17 protein-coding genes and 4 pseudogenes are annotated in these 15,038 nt (G+C 68.1%); 13 read left to right on the forward strand and 8 right to left on the reverse strand.

The genetic code is table 11. The annotated features are described in order from the left end of the window. Nucleotides 1-27: 27 nt before the first annotated feature. Nucleotides 28-831: a sulfite exporter TauE/SafE family protein gene (locus tag ACFVYE_RS43870; RefSeq protein ID WP_389609105.1), complete on the forward strand. Its 804-nt coding sequence runs from the start codon at nt 28-30 to the stop codon at nt 829-831. 70 nt (nt 832-901) lie between these two features. Here ACFVYE_RS43870 and ACFVYE_RS43875 read toward each other — a convergent pair. After that, nucleotides 902-1,122: pseudogene (locus ACFVYE_RS43875) on the reverse strand (IS200/IS605 family accessory protein TnpB-related protein); the annotation flags it as partial. A 442-nt stretch (nt 1,123-1,564) separates the two neighbouring features. Between ACFVYE_RS43875 and ACFVYE_RS43880 the strand changes: the two are divergent. After that, entirely contained in the window at nt 1,565-1,738 is a 174-nt protein-coding gene (locus ACFVYE_RS43880; RefSeq protein ID WP_383973378.1) for a hypothetical protein, read from the forward strand. A gap of 574 nt (nt 1,739-2,312) precedes the next feature. On the opposite strand, the gene ACFVYE_RS43885 is transcribed toward ACFVYE_RS43880, so the two are convergent. Next, the gene (locus ACFVYE_RS43885; RefSeq protein WP_389609107.1) at nt 2,313-2,720 is read right to left on the reverse strand and encodes an SH3 domain-containing protein; all 408 of its coding nucleotides are present in this window, start codon (nt 2,718-2,720) and stop codon (nt 2,313-2,315) included. 289 nt (nt 2,721-3,009) lie between these two features. Here ACFVYE_RS43885 and ACFVYE_RS43890 point away from each other — a divergent pair. The 3 genes and pseudogenes from ACFVYE_RS43890 to ACFVYE_RS43900 form a co-directional block, all read left to right on the forward strand. Continuing rightward, nucleotides 3,010-3,264, forward strand: a pseudogene (locus ACFVYE_RS43890) (transposase); the annotation flags it as partial. Between the two features lie 18 nt (nt 3,265-3,282). Further along, nucleotides 3,283-3,369 (forward strand): annotated as a pseudogene (locus ACFVYE_RS43895) (AAA family ATPase); the annotation flags it as partial. A 97-nt stretch (nt 3,370-3,466) separates the two neighbouring features. Continuing rightward, complete coding sequence (locus tag ACFVYE_RS43900) at nt 3,467-3,877, forward strand: HIT family protein (RefSeq protein WP_383973382.1); 411 nt, start codon at nt 3,467-3,469, stop codon at nt 3,875-3,877. On the opposite strand, the gene ACFVYE_RS43905 is transcribed toward ACFVYE_RS43900, so the two are convergent. The 5 genes from ACFVYE_RS43905 to ACFVYE_RS43925 all read right to left on the reverse strand — a co-directional run bounded on the left by ACFVYE_RS43905 (nt 3,861) and on the right by ACFVYE_RS43925 (nt 9,316). Further along, nucleotides 3,861-4,526 (reverse strand): class I SAM-dependent methyltransferase, encoded by a 666-nt coding sequence (locus ACFVYE_RS43905; RefSeq protein WP_389609109.1) that lies wholly within the window; start codon nt 4,524-4,526, stop codon nt 3,861-3,863. The two genes, ACFVYE_RS43900 and ACFVYE_RS43905, sit on opposite strands and share 17 nt — an antisense overlap. A gap of 59 nt (nt 4,527-4,585) precedes the next feature. After that, nucleotides 4,586-5,245: an HAD family hydrolase gene (locus ACFVYE_RS43910; RefSeq protein WP_383973386.1), complete on the reverse strand. Its 660-nt coding sequence runs from the start codon at nt 5,243-5,245 to the stop codon at nt 4,586-4,588. Nucleotides 5,246-5,894: 649 nt separating this feature from the next. Beyond that, nucleotides 5,895-6,698 (reverse strand): methyltransferase domain-containing protein, encoded by an 804-nt coding sequence (locus ACFVYE_RS43915; RefSeq protein WP_383973388.1) that lies wholly within the window; start codon nt 6,696-6,698, stop codon nt 5,895-5,897. A 194-nt stretch (nt 6,699-6,892) separates the two neighbouring features. Further along, nucleotides 6,893-8,059, reverse strand: coding sequence for an acyl-CoA dehydrogenase family protein (locus ACFVYE_RS43920; RefSeq protein WP_383973390.1), 1,167 nt, complete (start codon nt 8,057-8,059; stop codon nt 6,893-6,895). Between the two features lie 57 nt (nt 8,060-8,116). Further along, nucleotides 8,117-9,316 (reverse strand): CaiB/BaiF CoA transferase family protein, encoded by a 1,200-nt coding sequence (locus tag ACFVYE_RS43925; RefSeq protein WP_389609112.1) that lies wholly within the window; start codon nt 9,314-9,316, stop codon nt 8,117-8,119. Between the two features lie 134 nt (nt 9,317-9,450). Here ACFVYE_RS43925 and ACFVYE_RS43930 point away from each other — a divergent pair, with 134 nt between their 5' ends. From ACFVYE_RS43930 to ACFVYE_RS43965, 8 genes and pseudogenes are all read left to right on the forward strand, one after another. Then, nucleotides 9,451-10,398, forward strand: a complete 948-nt coding sequence (locus tag ACFVYE_RS43930) for a LysR family transcriptional regulator (RefSeq protein WP_383973392.1) — start codon at nt 9,451-9,453, stop codon at nt 10,396-10,398. A 90-nt stretch (nt 10,399-10,488) separates the two neighbouring features. After that, on the forward strand, nt 10,489-10,800 hold the full coding sequence (locus ACFVYE_RS43935) for an alpha/beta fold hydrolase (RefSeq protein ID WP_389609114.1): 312 nt from the start codon (nt 10,489-10,491) through the stop codon (nt 10,798-10,800). A 126-nt stretch (nt 10,801-10,926) separates the two neighbouring features. Beyond that, nucleotides 10,927-11,292 carry a hypothetical protein gene (locus ACFVYE_RS43940; RefSeq protein WP_389609116.1) on the forward strand — a complete coding sequence of 122 codons (366 nt, stop codon included), beginning with the start codon at nt 10,927-10,929 and terminating at the stop codon, nt 11,290-11,292. A 148-nt stretch (nt 11,293-11,440) separates the two neighbouring features. Continuing rightward, nucleotides 11,441-11,665: pseudogene (locus ACFVYE_RS43945) on the forward strand (aldehyde dehydrogenase family protein); the annotation flags it as partial. A gap of 16 nt (nt 11,666-11,681) precedes the next feature. Continuing rightward, nucleotides 11,682-12,080 carry an aldehyde dehydrogenase family protein gene (locus ACFVYE_RS43950; RefSeq protein WP_383972855.1) on the forward strand — a complete coding sequence of 133 codons (399 nt, stop codon included), beginning with the start codon at nt 11,682-11,684 and terminating at the stop codon, nt 12,078-12,080. Further along, entirely contained in the window at nt 12,047-12,553 is a 507-nt protein-coding gene (locus tag ACFVYE_RS43955) for an MFS transporter (RefSeq protein WP_383972857.1), read from the forward strand. The genes ACFVYE_RS43950 and ACFVYE_RS43955 overlap by 34 nt, the downstream gene beginning before the upstream one ends. A gap of 65 nt (nt 12,554-12,618) precedes the next feature. After that, the gene (locus tag ACFVYE_RS43960) at nt 12,619-13,485 is read left to right on the forward strand and encodes a hypothetical protein (RefSeq protein ID WP_389609118.1); all 867 of its coding nucleotides are present in this window, start codon (nt 12,619-12,621) and stop codon (nt 13,483-13,485) included. Further along, on the forward strand, nt 13,482-14,309 hold the full coding sequence (locus ACFVYE_RS43965) for an HpcH/HpaI aldolase/citrate lyase family protein (RefSeq protein WP_383972831.1): 828 nt from the start codon (nt 13,482-13,484) through the stop codon (nt 14,307-14,309). Before ACFVYE_RS43960 ends, ACFVYE_RS43965 begins: the two co-directional genes overlap by 4 nt. A gap of 188 nt (nt 14,310-14,497) precedes the next feature. On the opposite strand, the gene ACFVYE_RS43970 is transcribed toward ACFVYE_RS43965, so the two are convergent. Then, complete coding sequence (locus ACFVYE_RS43970) at nt 14,498-15,037, reverse strand: GrpB family protein (RefSeq protein WP_389609120.1); 540 nt, start codon at nt 15,035-15,037, stop codon at nt 14,498-14,500. Nucleotide 15,038 lies beyond the last annotated feature (1 nt).

The following is a 15,038-nucleotide window of genomic DNA, read 5'->3' on the forward strand; positions in this document are numbered from 1 at the left end:
TCCGTCGGAACTGGTGGAGTGGGGCCCATGGACGTTGTGACATTGATCGGGATCGGACTCCTCACCGGGGCGACGACGGTGTTGTTCGGGTTCGGCGGCGGGTTCGTCGCAGTGCCGGTCGTGGTGTGGGCGGACGCCTCACTCGGCGCGGACGCGATGCGGGTGGCGACGGCCACCTCGGCCCTGGTGATGGTGGTGAACGCGGGATTCGCGACAGCCGTCACACCGCGGCGGGTGCTCCTCGCGCTCCGCGGCAGCGGCTCGCTGCTCCTCCTGCTGGCGGCCGGTGCCTCGGCCGGCGCGCTCGCCACGCGCCTCACCCCGTCCGATCTGGCCCGCTGGGCGTTCGTCGCGTACATCGTTCTCACCATCGCCGACCTGCTCCTGCGCCCCGGTTTTCTGCGCCCGGGCCCCCGGGGCGCGGCAACCTCCGATGCTCCGCGTCCGCTGCCAGCCGTCCTCGGCGCGCCGGTCGGCGCGGTCGCGGCCCTCCTCGGCGTGGGAGGCAGCGTCATGACCGTCCCCGCCATGCGGCGGGCCGGGCACACGATGCACGTGGCGACTGCACTGGCCAACCCCCTCACCCTCGCCATCGCGCTCCCGGCCACAGCAGTGTCCCTGGGCGGCGCCGCGGTCCCTGCCGCCGCTGACGCGCACGTGCACCTGGTAGGTCTCATTGACCTCCGCGCCGCATCGGCGCTGCTCCTCGGAGCTCTACCGGTGATCGCAGTACTGCGGCGGCGCCCGCCGCGGATCCCCGACCGCACCTATGCCTGTGCGTACATCGGGCTGCTTGCCATGGTGACGGTCGCGATGCTGCTCGCGGCTTAGCGCGGGACCGCAGCGACCTGCCTACCTCGCGGGCGCCCGCGACGGGCGTGGGAACGACGGGCCGGAGCCTCCGGGAGCGGCAGCCGCCCGGAGCCCGTGTGATGCACTTCTCCCCGATGGGCAGGGGCAGGCGGTGCGCGATCGTCCTGATCGCGCGGCTTCAAGGTTCTGGACGTGTGCCAACCGTCCGCGCCGGGAGAGCGCCCACTGATCATGCGTGGCCTTGGTGACCGCGCCCGCACACCGCGACGACGAGAGCGGCGTCAACCCCCGCTTACGCGCCGCCCACGTATCCGTTGGACGGGCCAGGCCGCCTGCTGCTGGACCGCGGCTTCCTCAGCGAACTCGTCCACGGTCCCCTGCTCCGGGGCCGTTCTCGGCTCACCTGGTTCCGGACCCTCGATCTCGCAGAGACCGTCGCCAACGGGTAACGGGATGCTCATTCACCTCACCACGGCGTGCTCATCCGCGTCAGCGAGGAACGACCTCGCAGGTCGATTGTGAAACCGGGCTGATCAGCGCCTACGGACACGGCCACCAGTGCCTGGTTTCGCGGCGCAGGACAGGCGGGCGAGGGCGTCCTCCATTCGGCCCGCAGTAGTTGCTGCAGCCCTGAGTTGGGGGTGGGCTGTCAGAGGCGCCACGCGATGGTCGCAAGCGCCGAGGAGGCGCGTTCCCCGTCCCATGGGCGGGGTTGGCCCTCCGCCGACCTACACGAGAGTTGGAGATTCCCATGCCCTACCGCAAGGGACAGCACGTGGAGTACCGGGACCAGCAGAACCAGATGCAACAGGGCGAGATCCGGCAGACCGAGGGCAGCGGGGCACAGACTCGCTACGCCATCCAGAACGACAAGACCCTGCGAGAAGAGAAGATCAGCGAGAAGCAGATCGAGCGGGAGCTGTAGTAGCGGCCCTGTCGACGCCGCCGCCGTTGCACCGAACCAAGGTGCAGCGGTGGCTGCTTGTTCTCACTCAGCAGCGGAATCCTTCGATCCTCCTGACCGCGGCCGCCGGACTCGGCCTTCCGTACGCTGGGCGCGTAGCCTTGTCAGCCGGTGAGGTGGTTGAGCATCAGGCGGCCGGGGAGCGGCTGTCTGCGGAGCAGGGACAGGATCTCGGCGATGCGCTGGAGGTCGGTTTCGGTGAGCTGTATGTCGGCGGCGCCGGCGTTCTCCGTCGATGTGCATCTCGGTGTGCGCGGCGGTCATCATGCCGCGGAGCGCCGACACAGGTGGCTGTCTGCCGACACCTGTGGCCAATACGCGACTCCCGAACATGCGGGCCCACCAGGCTCAACCCCCGAAGACGTCGGATTACCTGGTGCTATCGATCGTTGCGCAGCCGGATCGAATCCTGTTTGTTCGTCCGGCCTCGTGCGTTGGGTCGGTACGAGGCACACCATGGCGGACCGTGGTTCGGGAGACATACCGCCAGGACCACGATCCGCCATGGTTCGAACGCTCTGAGGGACAGACGCGCTCAGCCCATGGCGTTGTCGGCCTGCGGGCTGTAAGTGAGCGCGTTCGGCTGGACGTCCCTGCAGTAGGGGACGGTCCCGGTCTGGACTACGTACCTTCCCGAGATCCATGCCTGCTCGTCACGCAGCAAGTACCAGACGTCGTCACCGAAGACGTTCTGCGCACGGACCTTGCATCGCAGGCCCACTTGATCGGCGTACTCGAGGATGCCCAGCGCCGACGAGTCGGTGCTGGGGTACTGGCGCTCGTTCACCCCACTCTGACTGATCACCGTGGCGTAGGGCTCCACGGGAAAGGAGGCCTGAGCGGGAGTCGCAGCGGCAAGCAGAGGAGCACCGAGCACGATGGCTGCGGCGGCCCCCGAGACTGCGGTGATGCGACGAGCGCGCCTCGACAAGATCTTCAACATGACCATTCCTCTCGCTCATTTCCTGACTCTGGATCACATCCGATCACTCCTCGGGTCATAGGCTCTGCACCCTGTGCCGTGGCAGCGCGTTGATCCCCCGAAAAGACCTGGAAAGCCTGGTGAGGTTCCGTCAGGCCGCCGCGGTGAGCGTGCTGCGGTCAGCCCGGTACCGTATGGCGCGGCCGGGTTCAGTTGACTCCGGTGATTGGTTCTCCACCCCAGCCCCTTGCACCCTGGATCAGCGCTCTGGCCCGGGGTACAGCCGTTCTGCCTGGCCGGCACGGAGCCTGTGGCCGGCGCGCAGCATCCGGCGGTCCAGCGGCTGGAGTTCTTCCTGTCGGAGTCGGCCTGGGACCATGAGCGGGTCAACGCCCGCCGCGTTGACCTGCTGGTGGCCGATCCGGCGACTGCCCCGCACACGGGCGGAGTGCTCGCGATCGACGACTCCGGCGACCGCAAGAACGGGACCGCGCACGTGGGCAAGCCGTACCCCGGCTCGGTCGGGGTGATCGACCGCGGTGTCGTCACCGTGACCACGTGCTGGGCGGACGAGCATGGATTCGACCGCCGGGGCGCCGAAGTCCTCTTCCAGGTCCTGGCCGCACGCGAGGAAAAGACCACCATCGCCGTCGCCTCAAACGAATCCTTCTCCAAAGCGCACTTGTTCCGGGCAACCCGTGCAAGGTGGCGACTGAAGTTGCACGAGTTGATGCTGCGGAGGTGCACCGGATGCGATCATCGGGCGGGTGAGTGACTGCATCTTCTGCCAGATCGTTGCCGGCCGCCTGCCGTCCTACCACGTCATGGAGGACGAGCACGCCGTGGCGTTCCTCGATATCGCGCCAGCCTCTCCAGGACACACCCTGATCGTCCCACGCGAGCACGTCCGAGACGTCTGGGAGATCTCCGAAGCCGCTTACGGGCATGTTGCTCGGATGGTGCATCGGGTCGCCGCTCTGGTGACGGAGGCGTTTACTCCCGACGGAGTGAACATCGTCCACTCCTCCGGCGAGGCCGCCGGGCAAGAGGTCTTCCACTTCCATGCCCATGTGGTGCCGCGCAGGCACGGCGACGACCTGCGTCCGATGTGGAGTTCTCAGCCGGCCCCGCACCAGGTACTCGAACGAATCCGGGAACGGGTCACCGCGGTTCGGTGAGGTCGGACTCAGTGCCACTGCGTGGGCAGGGTCGCCTCGCGGTCCGGGTCAGCATGTCGGCGAGGCAGATCGAGGTCGTCTCCGGGTCCATGCAGAAGGCGGCAGCTACGAGCTTGGAAAGGACCTCCTCCTGCGCCGCAAGCGCGCCAAGGAAGAGCACTGGACCGGCGAAGTCGACGGCATCGACTCCACCCTGACCTTCCTCCGCACAATGCAAGCCGAAGCAGCGCGCCTCTCCAAGAAGCCCGTAAGCCACCGGCCGGCATCGTCGACGAGATCCACCGCATCGTCCGGGCTGGACGGATTCCACTCTTCCCAAGCTCGCGACTGGGGACGGCGCGTCTTGAACGCGAAACGGCCTCCTCGACGCAATGTCCCGTGGATGGCGGTGAGCGAAGCGCGCCTCCTGGTCGGTGACGAGGAACTGGAAGGCGTAGCCGGTCATCGTTGCGAGATCAAAGTCCGCCCCACTATTCGCGTCCGCTGCCGTGCCATCGATCCACTCGGCGTCGGCCTTGCCTCGGGCCCGGTCCAGGGCATTGCGATCCGGGTCCAGACCGACCAGTCGGCCGCGGTGGCCTCGTTCACGTGCGAGACAGAGCATCGCGCCTGTGCCGCAACCAATATCAAGAACGGAGTCCGCGGCCATGAGCAGGCCGCGAGATGGACATGTCTTTTCTGTGGTTCACGGAAAGGGGTTGTGACAGCTCAGTGGGAGATGGTTGCCAGGAGCTTGGGCAGGTCCCGCATGTCGTCGAAAGTGAGGGTGCCGGGTCCTTCCAGTCGCGAGGGAGGTGTCAGACCGCCGCAGTAGCCGAAGGACCGCATGCCGGCGGCGCGGGCGGCCTGAACTCCGTATGCGCTGTCCTCGATCACGACGCACCGTCCGGGCTCCACGCCCATGGAACGGGCCGCGTACAGAAAGAGGTCGGGGGCGGGCTTGCCTGTCGGGACGTCGGCAGCGCTGAACATACGTCCCTCGAAGCGGTCGCTCAAGTTGGCGATCTCCAGGCTTCGCCGGATTTCGCCGTGATTGCCGTTGGACGCGACGCAGAAGGGCGCGGTGAGGCTGTCCAGGGCTTTTGTGATCCCGTCGACGGCCGTCAGTTCGGCCTCGAAGGCCGCCTGGTACAAATGCTCGTACTGCTGCTGCCAGTCCTTCTCCAGGCGTCGTCCGAGACGTTCTTCCACGGCAGCCGTGTAGACCTCGGTGGACGAGCCTACGAATCGTTCGATGATCTCGGCCTCGGTGAACGTGCATCCCAGGTCGGCCGTGATCATCGCGTCTACTTTGATGCATATCCGCTCGCTGTCCACCAGTACGCCGTCACAGTCGAAGATCACCAGTTCAACGGGGTTCGCAGTCATGATCGACAGCGTAGACGGCTGGGCGAGCGTGCCCCGCACCACCTCTGGCTGACGTCAGGTTTGCCGGGGTGTCAGTACAGGTCGCGTCGTTCGATGGGCTTGCCAAAAGGGTTCGCAGTCGGCGGAGTTCGCCGTGGGCGGTCTCCGGCTTTCGGGTGAAGCCGACGACTTGGTCGCGGAGTTGCCGCCGGTTGCACTCGGGCGCGGTCTCCAGTCTGCGTTGAAGTGATGCGCAGCTGACGGAGTGTCGTCCGTTCCGGCTCGGCGCGGGGGCCCGTTGCTCGAGTTGGTTGATCGCCGAGATGAGGTCGATCTGCGTGTACAGCCAGGACCGGGAGACCTGGGCGGCATGCGCGATACCCACGACCGTGGGCCGTTCGCCGCGGCAGGCCGACGCCATGATGGCGTCTTCGGCGCGCTCGCGGGCCTGTCGGCTGCGCATCTTCGATACTTCGACGAGGAAGCGGGCATTGTCAGCCGGTGGCATCGAGATCGGTCACCTTCCCGCCGGCCACGATCTGCTCGGGACCCGCCTGTTCCAGCCAGGGTGTGCGCTGAGAAAGCGGGCGGTGAATGGGTGGCCAGTGGGTCGCGTGACAGCGCAGGTCGTGCGCGAAGCAGCTGCCGCGTGAGAGGCAGTCGGGGAGGGTTACGGGCGGCGTGCCCACGCGGAGATCATGGGGGCGGTGGCAAGGTCGAGGCGTCCGGTGGCGACATTCGCCAGGTGGCGGTCGATCTCCCCGTCGGTGGTGAGCCCTTCCGCCACCAGACGGCCGCGGATCTGCCGCACGGTCGCGGCCTCAAGGACGGCACATGCGGGCGAGGTGATCGGGAAGTACGCGTCGGCCTGAACGTCCTCGAGACCGGCCTCACGCAGCAGCCGGGGCAGAGTTCGCCCGTACGCGAGGTCCGCGCCGCGTGCCGCCATCAAGGCGCGGAAGCCGGATCGCAGCCGGTTGGCAAGTCGCTGTTCGGGACCGGACTCGTCCGGACACAACAGCGGCTGCAACCCCGGGTCGGCATCCTCCAGGAGCAGCCAGCCGCCGGGCCGCAGCGCCTGGACCATCCGGCGCAGCGCCTCGGTGCGGTCGGTGACGTGTACCAGGACCAGTCGGGCGTGGACGAGGTCGAAGCCGCCGGGCGGCGGCGGGTCGGCCGCCACGTCGTGCCGCAGCACCTCGATCACGCCACCGGCGATGTCCCGGGTCCAGGACACGTCGATGTCGGTGGCGATCACCGCTCCCGCCGGGCCGACTCGCTCGGCCAGCCCGAGGGGTACGGAGGGTCCGCCGGCGCCGACCTCCCAGCACCGCATGCCTGCAGCGATCCCGAGCTGGTCGACATGCCGGAACGTCACCGGATCGAACAACTCGCCCAGGGCGCCGAAGCGGATCCCTGCCTCCGATTGCTGGTTGTCCAGCAGGTAGCCGTGATTCGTGTCGTGCTCAGCCATGTGGCGATTCTGGCAGAACGGGCAGTCGGGCCCTGGTCGCCGGGCTGGCCGTCCGCCGGTACTACGGGCGGATCAGTGGAGAATTCCGGGGCTGTCGAGGGTCAAATTGGTGCCGCCCGACCTCTTGAAGGCCTTGGGCCTCGCGAAGACCGCAAGGCGCGTGAACCTTGAGGCGTCCGCATGGACAACGATGTTCATGCATCGAGACCTCCGCGCTTGACGAGCTGGCTCGCGATGACATTGCGCTGGATTTCGTTGGTACCTTCCCCCACGATCATCAAGGGGGCGTCGCGGAAGTAGCGCTCGACATCGAACTCGGTGGAGTAGCCGTAACCGCCGTGAATCCGTACGGCGTTGAGGGAAATCTGCATCGCGGTCTCGGAGGCGAAGAGCTTGGCCATGCCGGCCTCCATGTCCACGCGACGACCGGCCTCGGCCTCCCGGGCCGCGTAGAGGGTGAGCTGGCGGGCGGCGGTCAGCGACGTGGCCATGTCGGCGAGGTAGTTGCCGATCGACTGGTGCTTCCAGATCGGCCGACCGAAGGATTCGCGTTCCTGGGCGTAGGCGAGCGAGTCCTCCAGTGCCGCCCGGCCGACTCCGAGCGCGCGAGCCGCCACCTGAAGACGTCCGGTCTCCAGGCCCTTCATCATCTGCGCGAAGCCCTTGCCCTCGACCCCGCCGAGTACGGCGTCGAACGGCGCCCGGTAGTCATCGAACAACAGCTCGCAGCTCTCCACGCCCTTGTATCCGAGCTTGGGCAGGTCACGCGAGACCGTCAGGCCGGGCCCGTGTTCGACGAGCAGGATGGAGATGCCCTTGTGGGCCGGGGTGGCAGCCGGGTCGGTCTTGCACATCAGGGCGATCAGCCCGGACCGGCGGGAGTTGGTGATCCAGGTCTTCGCCCCGTTGATCAGATATCCGTCCGCGTCCTTGCGGGCGACGGTACGCATGGCCTGGAGATCCGAACCGCCGCCCGGCTCGGTCAGGGCCATGGTTGCCCGGATCTCGCCGGTGGCCATCTTCGGCAGGTAGCGGCGCTTCTGTTCCTCCGTACCGAAGTGGATCAGCAGCTTGGCCACCACGGTATGGCCGCCCATCGCGCCGGCCAGGCTCATCCAGCCGCGGGCGAGTTCCTCGGTGATGAGGACGTAGCAAGGGATGGTGACGGGGGTGCCGCCGTATTCCTCAGGGACAGCGAGGCCGAACATGCCGAGCTGCTTCATCTGCTCGATCAGGGCCTCGGGGTAGGTGTTGGAGTGCTCCAGTTCCTGGACGACCGGCTTCACCTCCTTGTCGACGAAGTCCCGCACCGTGCTGACGACGAACTGCTCATCCTCGGACAGGATGTCGAGAGTGCTCATGCTGTGACGCTCCTCGTTGAGTGACATGAATGCTGCTGACGCCTGTGGACAGGCACTTCAGATGACCTGGTCGGCCTTCATGCCGCTGATGTCGGCATCGCTGTATCCCAGCTCGGCCAGGATGCTCTCGGTGTGTTCCCCGGCGGCGGGCACGGCGTCCATGCGGGGGGTGCTCCCGGCCAGGTCCGCCGGCGGTAGCAGAGCAGGCACAACGGCTCCCCCGGGAATCCGTACGTCGCGCCAGCGATCCCGGGCGCCGAGCACCGGGTGGGCCAGGAACTGCTCGATGTCGTTGACACCGGCATTGGCGATGCCCGCCTCGTCCAGAAGCTGCATCACCTCGGCGCCGGTCAGCTCACCGAACCGCTCGGCCACGATCGCGTCGAGTGCCTCCCGGTGGGCCACGCGGGCGGATCCGGTGGCGAAGCGGGCGTCGCCGACGAGTCCCGGCAGACCAAGGAACCGCTCGCACAGGGCCGCCCATTCACGCTCGTTCTGAATCGAGAACAGCACGTCCTTGCCGTCGGCGGCGGTGTAGGCGCCGTACGGGGCGATGGTCGCGTGCTGGGTGCCGAGGCGCGGGGGCTGGGTGCCGCTGTAGCGGGTGTAGTAGGCGGGCTGGTTCATCCACTCGGCCAGCGCCTCGAACAGGGAGACCTCCACGGCGCGGGCGGTACCGGTGGTGGCTCGGGTGAACAGGGCGGTGAGGATGCCGGAGTACGCGTACATGCCGGCGGCGATGTCCGCGATCGACACGCCGACTCGGGCCGGGCCGTGCTCGTTCCCCGTGAGTGAGACCAGCCCGGTCTGGCACTGCACCAGCAGGTCGTATGCCTTGCGGCCGGCCCACGGGCCGCTGGATCCGAAGCCGGAGACGGAGCACGGGATCAGTGACGGGAAGCGTTCCGCGAGGGCCTCGGCGCCCAGGCCCATCCTCGCGGCCGCGCCGGGGGCCAGGTTCTGCACGAACACATCGGCCCCGGCGAGCAGTTGCTCCAGGACCCTCCTCCCCCGGCCGGACTTGAGGTCGAGCGTCACGGACTCCTTCGACCGGTTGAGCCACACGAAGTAGCTGGACTCGCCGTGCACCGTGGTGTCGTACCGGCGGGCGAAGTCGCCCCCTCCCGGCCGTTCCACCTTGATCACGCGAGCGCCGAGATCGGCCAGTTGACGGGTGGCGAAGGGAGCAGCCACCGCCTGCTCGACGCTGACGACGGTGATGCCGGAGAGCGGCAGGTGCTCGGGGAGCTCGGTCATGAGGTGACCTCCAGGAGGGTGGCGGGGTCCGGTCCCGTACCGGAAGTGCCATCATGAACATTCATGGCACCGCGAGTGAAATACCAATTCGTGATCACAGCATGCCTGCCTCGGATGGCGGTGGAGGGAAGACCGTGGACGTCAAGCAGCTCAAGGCACTCGTCACGGTGGCCGAGGCGGGCAGCGTCACGCGCGCCGCGGAACTGCTGCACCTGGTGCAGCCCGCGGTCACCCGGCAGATCCGCACCCTGGAACAAGAACTGGGCGTCCCCCTCTTCGAGCGGACCCGGCAGGGCATGCGGCCCACGGATGCCGGCGCGATCATGGTGGACCGGGCGCGACGTGCCCTGAACGAGCTGGAGCGGGCCCGCGCGGAGGTTCAGCCGACTCCCGGCGTGGTGACGGGCATCGTCGGTGTCGGGCTGCTGGAGAGCACGAGCGACCTGCTCGCGGAGCCGCTGGTGTCAGCCGTCGCCCGCGAGCACCCCGGCGTCGAACTGCGCCTGATCACCGCCTACTCGGGGCATCTGCAGCAATGGCTCGACGACGGCGACCTCGACGTGAGCCTGCTCTACAACCTCGACAGCACGCCGTCGCTCAATGCCCGCCCGCTGGTACGCGAGAACCTGTGGGCGGTTGCCCCGCCCTCGGCGGGGCTGCGGGCCGACCGCCCTGTCCCCTTCGCGGAAGCGGCAGCCCACCCGCTCGTGATGCCGGCGTCCGGGCATGCTCTGCGCAGGCTGATCGACGCTGGGGCGGTACGGGCCGGAGCCGCCATGGACGTCGCAGTGCAGACCAACTCCATGCGGGTGCAGAAGCAACTCGTGCTGGCCGGGCACGGCTGGACCGTCCTGCCGGGCCTGGGCATCGCCGACGATGTCGCCAACGGCACTCTGAGCGCAGCGCCGCTGCGCGAACCCGAGGTGTGGCGCTCGGTCGTCCTAGGCACTCCGCGGTCCGGCCGTACCCCTCCCGCCGTGGAGGTCGTCGCCCGCGAGCTGGTCCGCCAGGTCAACTCGGCAGTCGCCCAGGGCAGATGGCCTTCTGCCCAGGTAAAGGGAACCGACTCCCTCACAGAGTGACCTCATGCGCCTGCCCCTCAGCGCTCACGAGCACCCCTGCTGCCGGCCCAGGCCGACCCGGAGGCCGCACGGCAGGCTCTCGTCGACCTCGTGTACTCGCCCGCCTGGCGCGCCGCCACCACCCTCGGCGATCCCGGAATGCCGGCGCACGCCCGGCGCTGTCACCTCGTGGCCGGCAAGGAGCACGACGTCTGGGACGCGCTCCCGCGCATCAGCATGCCCACCCTGATCCTGCACGGCGCCCAGGACCGCCTCACCCCGCCGAACAGCCCCCCGCTGCTCGCCGCCCGCATCCCCGGCGCCAGGGCGCACGTCTTCCTCGGCACCCGGCACGCCTACTTCGAAGAGTGCCGCTCCGAAGCAAGAGCGCTGGTCACCGCCTTCCTCAACGAGCCGCCGTAGCCCACGAGACCCACATGACATGCCGGGAGGGCATGCAGTCATCACGTCTTTCTATTGTTCAACCTCATCCATCACAGCTCATGATGACGGGCACCTTGAGCCGACCGAGCAGCGGAGTCGCATCGGATGAGTCAGACACACGCCCTCATGGGCATCGGCGCGCTGGGCACCATCGGCGCCGTGCTGCCACCCAACCTCAGCGTTGTCGTGCTGGACAACGCGCACTTCGGCGAAACCGGTATGCAGCCCAGCCACACCGGCCTGGGCACCGACCTCATCACCGTCGCCCAGGGCTTCGGCATCCGCGGCACCGTACGAATCAGCGACGCCGCCCAGGTCGAGGACCTCGCCGCCCGTATCCAGGCGCGCTCGGCAACCACGTACGCGCAGGTGCTGATCGACACCGACGAGCCGCCGCACGCCCTGCCGCCCCGTGACGGCATGGCCAACAAGAACTCCTTCCGCGCCGCGCTGGGCCTGAGCACCTTCTGACCCGCGGTCGGCCTCCAACGACCACGCGGGCCGGGCCGTCCCGCCTGCCGCAGGACGGCCCGGCCCGCATTCGCCCCTGCGCGCCAGGTCAGAGCCCGCCCGCCCTCAACGGGCCGCTGAATCGAGATTCCCCATGCAGCGCTACGACATGTTCATCGACAGGGCGAGCCGCAAGGCTGCTGGAGGCGAATGGTTCCCCACCGACAACCCCTGCGCCGAGATCGCCAAAGGCGGTCCGCAGGACGTCGACGACGCGGTCCAAGCCGCCCACCTCGCCCTTCACAACGGCCCCTGGGCCGAGCTGAGCGCCAGCGCGCGCGGCGCCCTGCTGCGACGCCTCGGCGACACCGTCGCAGACAACGCCCGTCGCCTCGCCGAGATCGAAGTCCGTGACAACGGCAAGCTCTTCACCGAAATGCACGGCCAGATCAGCGGACGCCACCGGCCGCCACATCAACGAGGCCGCAGCTCGCGACTTCAAGCACGTCAGCCTCGAACTCGGCAGAAAGACACCCGACATCGTCTTCGCCGACGCCGACCTCGAAGCCGCTGTCAACGGCACAGTCTCCGGTATCTGGTCCGGCCGTCAAGGAACGCAAGGGCCTGCGCGCCCTGTTCACCGAGTACCCGCGCCAGTCCATCGCTGTATTCGGGCTCGCCATCGGCGGCACGGTCGCCTTCTACACCTACACGACATACCTGCAGAAGTACCTGGTGAACACAGCGGGCATCCCCAAGTCGACGCCTCTCCGTCATCGGCTTCGTCGCTCTGTTCATCTACATGCTGATGCAGCCGCTCGCAGGCCACCTGTCCGACCGCATCGGCCGCCGTCCGGTCATGTTCATCTTCTCCGTCAGTGGCATTCTGCTCACCGTCCCGATCATGACCGTCCTCGGCAGTACCAGCAATCCATGGGTCGCCTTCCTCCTGATGACCGGCGCCATCACCTTCGTCAGCGGGTACTCGGCCCTTGCCGCCATCGTCAAGGCCGAGATGTTCCCCACGAAGGTGCGGGCGCTCGGTGTGGGACTCCCCCACGCCCTGGTCACCGCCACCTTCGGTGGGCTGACCGAGCCCATCGCTCTGGGCCTGAAGAACGGCGGCCACGAGACCACTTTCTTCTGGTACGTCACGGGATGCATCGCGCTGACCTTCCTGGCCACACTCCTGGTGCGGGAACCGTCCCGCGACTCCCCCCTGGAAGAGCCGACCGGGGCGCCCGCCGCGCAGGTCCGTTCGGCGACGGCCCCACTGATCTGACCGGGCCCGCCCACTCCCCTCTCCGCCGCACGCAACGACGGACAGACTTCAAGGACTGAGAGACCATGCAGTCGCCCCCACCCCCGCTCACCTCGTACGTGGAGTCATGGACTCCTGGACCCGTCACGGACGAGGACCCCTTGCCTGCCGGCCCGGTCGCGGCCCTGTCGGCGGCCCGGGACCTGCCCGCCGCCGCCAAGGCCGGTGACCCGCTTCCCCCGCTGTGGCAGTGGCTCTACTTCCTGGACTGGCCCGCGGGGCGGGAACTCGGCACCGACGGCCACCCGTTGAACGGCCACTTCCTGCCCCCCATCCCCCACCGCCAGCGCATGTGGGCCGGCGTCCGCTGCGAGATCACCGAACCGCTCCGTCTCGGCGAACCGGCCGAACGCATCAGCAGCCTCAGCTCGGTGACCCCCAAGCACGGCCGCACCGGCGGGATGCTGTTCGTCACCGAGCGCCGCGAGTTCCGGCAGCACGGCCGCACATGCCTCGTCGAGGAGCAGGACATCGTCTACCGGTCCGGACGCAGCGAGGGACAGCACCCCGCCGGCGTCGACGAGTCGGCCTCCCCGGACACCGACGTCCCTTGGCAGCTTCCGCTGCGCCCGGACCCGGCGCTGCTGTTCCGGTTCAGCGCCCTGACCGCGAACGCCCACCGAATCCACTACGACACCCCGTACTGCCAGGGTGAAGAGGGTTACCCCGGCCTCGTGGTCCACGGCCCTCTGCTGGCCCTGCTCATGCTGGAACTGGCCCACCGCCATGCCCCGGAACGGCAGGTGACCTCACTGTCGTACCGGCTCCGGCGGCCGGTGTTCGCCGGCGAACACCTGGTGGCCTGCGGCACCCCCTCGGACAGACACGTCGAGCTGCTCATCGCCACCCACCGGGAGGCATGGCACGCCACGGCCGAGGTGACCTTCGCATGACCCTGCTCCACGACCGCATCACCGCCGCCCGGAGCCTGCTGTTCGTGCCGGGAGACCGACCGGACCGCTTCGACAGAGCGGCCGCCTCCGGCGCCGATCTCGTCATCATCGACCTCGAAGACGCGGTCGCACCAACCGACAAGGACCGCGCCCGCGACAGCGCCGCCGCCTGGCTCGCCCTCGGCAACCAGGCGATCGTACGGATCAATTCTCCCGGGACCCCCTGGTCCGAGGCAGACCTCAGCACGGTGGCCGCGCACGCCTGCCCGGTCATGGTGCCCAAGGCCGAAGACGCGACCGTACTCGCGGATATCATCGCCCGCACAGCGGGGCGGTTGGATGTCATCCCCCTCATCGAGACGGCCCTCGGTGTGGAGCGGGCCAACGAGGTCTGCGCCACTCCCGGTGTCACCCGAGCCGCCTTCGGCAACGTCGACCTGGCCGCGCAGCTCGGTATCGCCCACGACGACCAGGCGGCACTGAGTTACGCACGCTCCAGGCTGGTGGCCGCCTCGGCCGCGGCGCGCATCTGCCCGCCGGTCGAGGGCGTCACCACCGCCGTGCGGGACACGGACCTGCTGGGTATCGACATCGCTCACGCCCGGCGCATGGGCTTCACCGGCAAGCTCTGCATCCACCCGGCCCAAATCCCGGCGGTCGCCCACGGGTTCGCCCCCTCGGCGCAGGAGTTGCGGTGGGCACGTACCGTCCTCGACGCCGGTGACTCGGTGACCACGGTCGACGGGCAGATGGTCGACAAGCCGGTGCTGGACCGCGCGCGGCGCATTCTTGCGCTGGCACACGAACCGCACACCGTAATCTGAGGCCGCCCGACGGGCTTCGAACCGCACCGAGGCCCGGAATGGCGCATGCGATCTGTGCATCCCACCATCGGTTGCCGCCGCCTGCACCGCCGCCAGGAACGCAGGCCCGGACACTTCCTCGCTTTCAACGGCATAGCGGCCAACCTCATCTGCCACCGCTGCTTGATGCGTGACACTCCTCTTGACGGTCAGCCGGCCTGACGGGCTGCAGTCGTGATCTCAGCAATGGTGTGTGATTTGAGCGCGGAGTAGGCAAGCAGAGTGGAGGCTCGGTCCGCCGCTTCATATTTGGTGCGGGCATATCGCCGTGCCAGATCTGGACGGGCAATGAGGAAGTCCCGGAAAAGAAGGTTGTCCTTCCACAGTTGCCCGTTGCGTTCCATGACGTGGACGTTGGCCGGGTGCGCGGAGCGCCTCCTGAGGTATTCACGTCCCGGGACACCGGCGGGTCCAAGAGGCTCGCATCCCAAACCCTGGATGGCTTCGACAACAGCTGGGATATGAGCGGACGCACAGCCCACCTGCACGTCGATGACTGGTTTTGCGTCCAGCCCCGGCACGGATGTGGAACCGATATGCTCGACGTCAGGAGAAGCCCACACCAGCTGGCGTGAGAGGTCACGGATGAGCTCATTGAGGCGCCCCGAAGTTCTCGGACAGCGGTCCCCATAGGATCGAAGTCCAGAACGGCGGAGAGAGCACGTGGCACAGAAGCGTAGGAAGTTCAGT

This window comes from Streptomyces sp. NPDC058239 (assembly GCF_042882185.1).
Lineage (GTDB): Bacteria > Actinomycetota > Actinomycetes > Streptomycetales > Streptomycetaceae > Streptomyces.

Excerpts from the sequence above, each read along its gene's own strand:
- ACFVYE_RS43870 (WP_389609105.1), top strand. The coding sequence starts at position 28 with ATGGACGTTGTGACATTGATCGGGATCGGACTCCTCACCGGGGCGACG.
- ACFVYE_RS43880 (WP_383973378.1), top strand. The coding sequence starts at position 1,565 with ATGCCCTACCGCAAGGGACAGCACGTGGAGTACCGGGACCAGCAGAAC.
- ACFVYE_RS43965 (WP_383972831.1), top strand. The coding sequence starts at position 13,482 with ATGACCCTGCTCCACGACCGCATCACCGCCGCCCGGAGCCTGCTGTTC.
- ACFVYE_RS43905 (WP_389609109.1), bottom strand. The coding sequence starts at position 4,526 with ATGGCCGCGGACTCCGTTCTTGATATTGGTTGCGGCACAGGCGCGATG.
- ACFVYE_RS43885 (WP_389609107.1), bottom strand. The coding sequence starts at position 2,720 with ATGTTGAAGATCTTGTCGAGGCGCGCTCGTCGCATCACCGCAGTCTCG.
- ACFVYE_RS43940 (WP_389609116.1), top strand. The coding sequence starts at position 10,927 with ATGAGTCAGACACACGCCCTCATGGGCATCGGCGCGCTGGGCACCATC.
- ACFVYE_RS43910 (WP_383973386.1), bottom strand. The coding sequence starts at position 5,245 with ATGACTGCGAACCCCGTTGAACTGGTGATCTTCGACTGTGACGGCGTA.
- ACFVYE_RS43925 (WP_389609112.1), bottom strand. The coding sequence starts at position 9,316 with ATGACCGAGCTCCCCGAGCACCTGCCGCTCTCCGGCATCACCGTCGTC.
- ACFVYE_RS43960 (WP_389609118.1), top strand. The coding sequence starts at position 12,619 with ATGCAGTCGCCCCCACCCCCGCTCACCTCGTACGTGGAGTCATGGACT.
- ACFVYE_RS43920 (WP_383973390.1), bottom strand. The coding sequence starts at position 8,059 with ATGAGCACTCTCGACATCCTGTCCGAGGATGAGCAGTTCGTCGTCAGC.
- ACFVYE_RS43915 (WP_383973388.1), bottom strand. The coding sequence starts at position 6,698 with ATGGCTGAGCACGACACGAATCACGGCTACCTGCTGGACAACCAGCAA.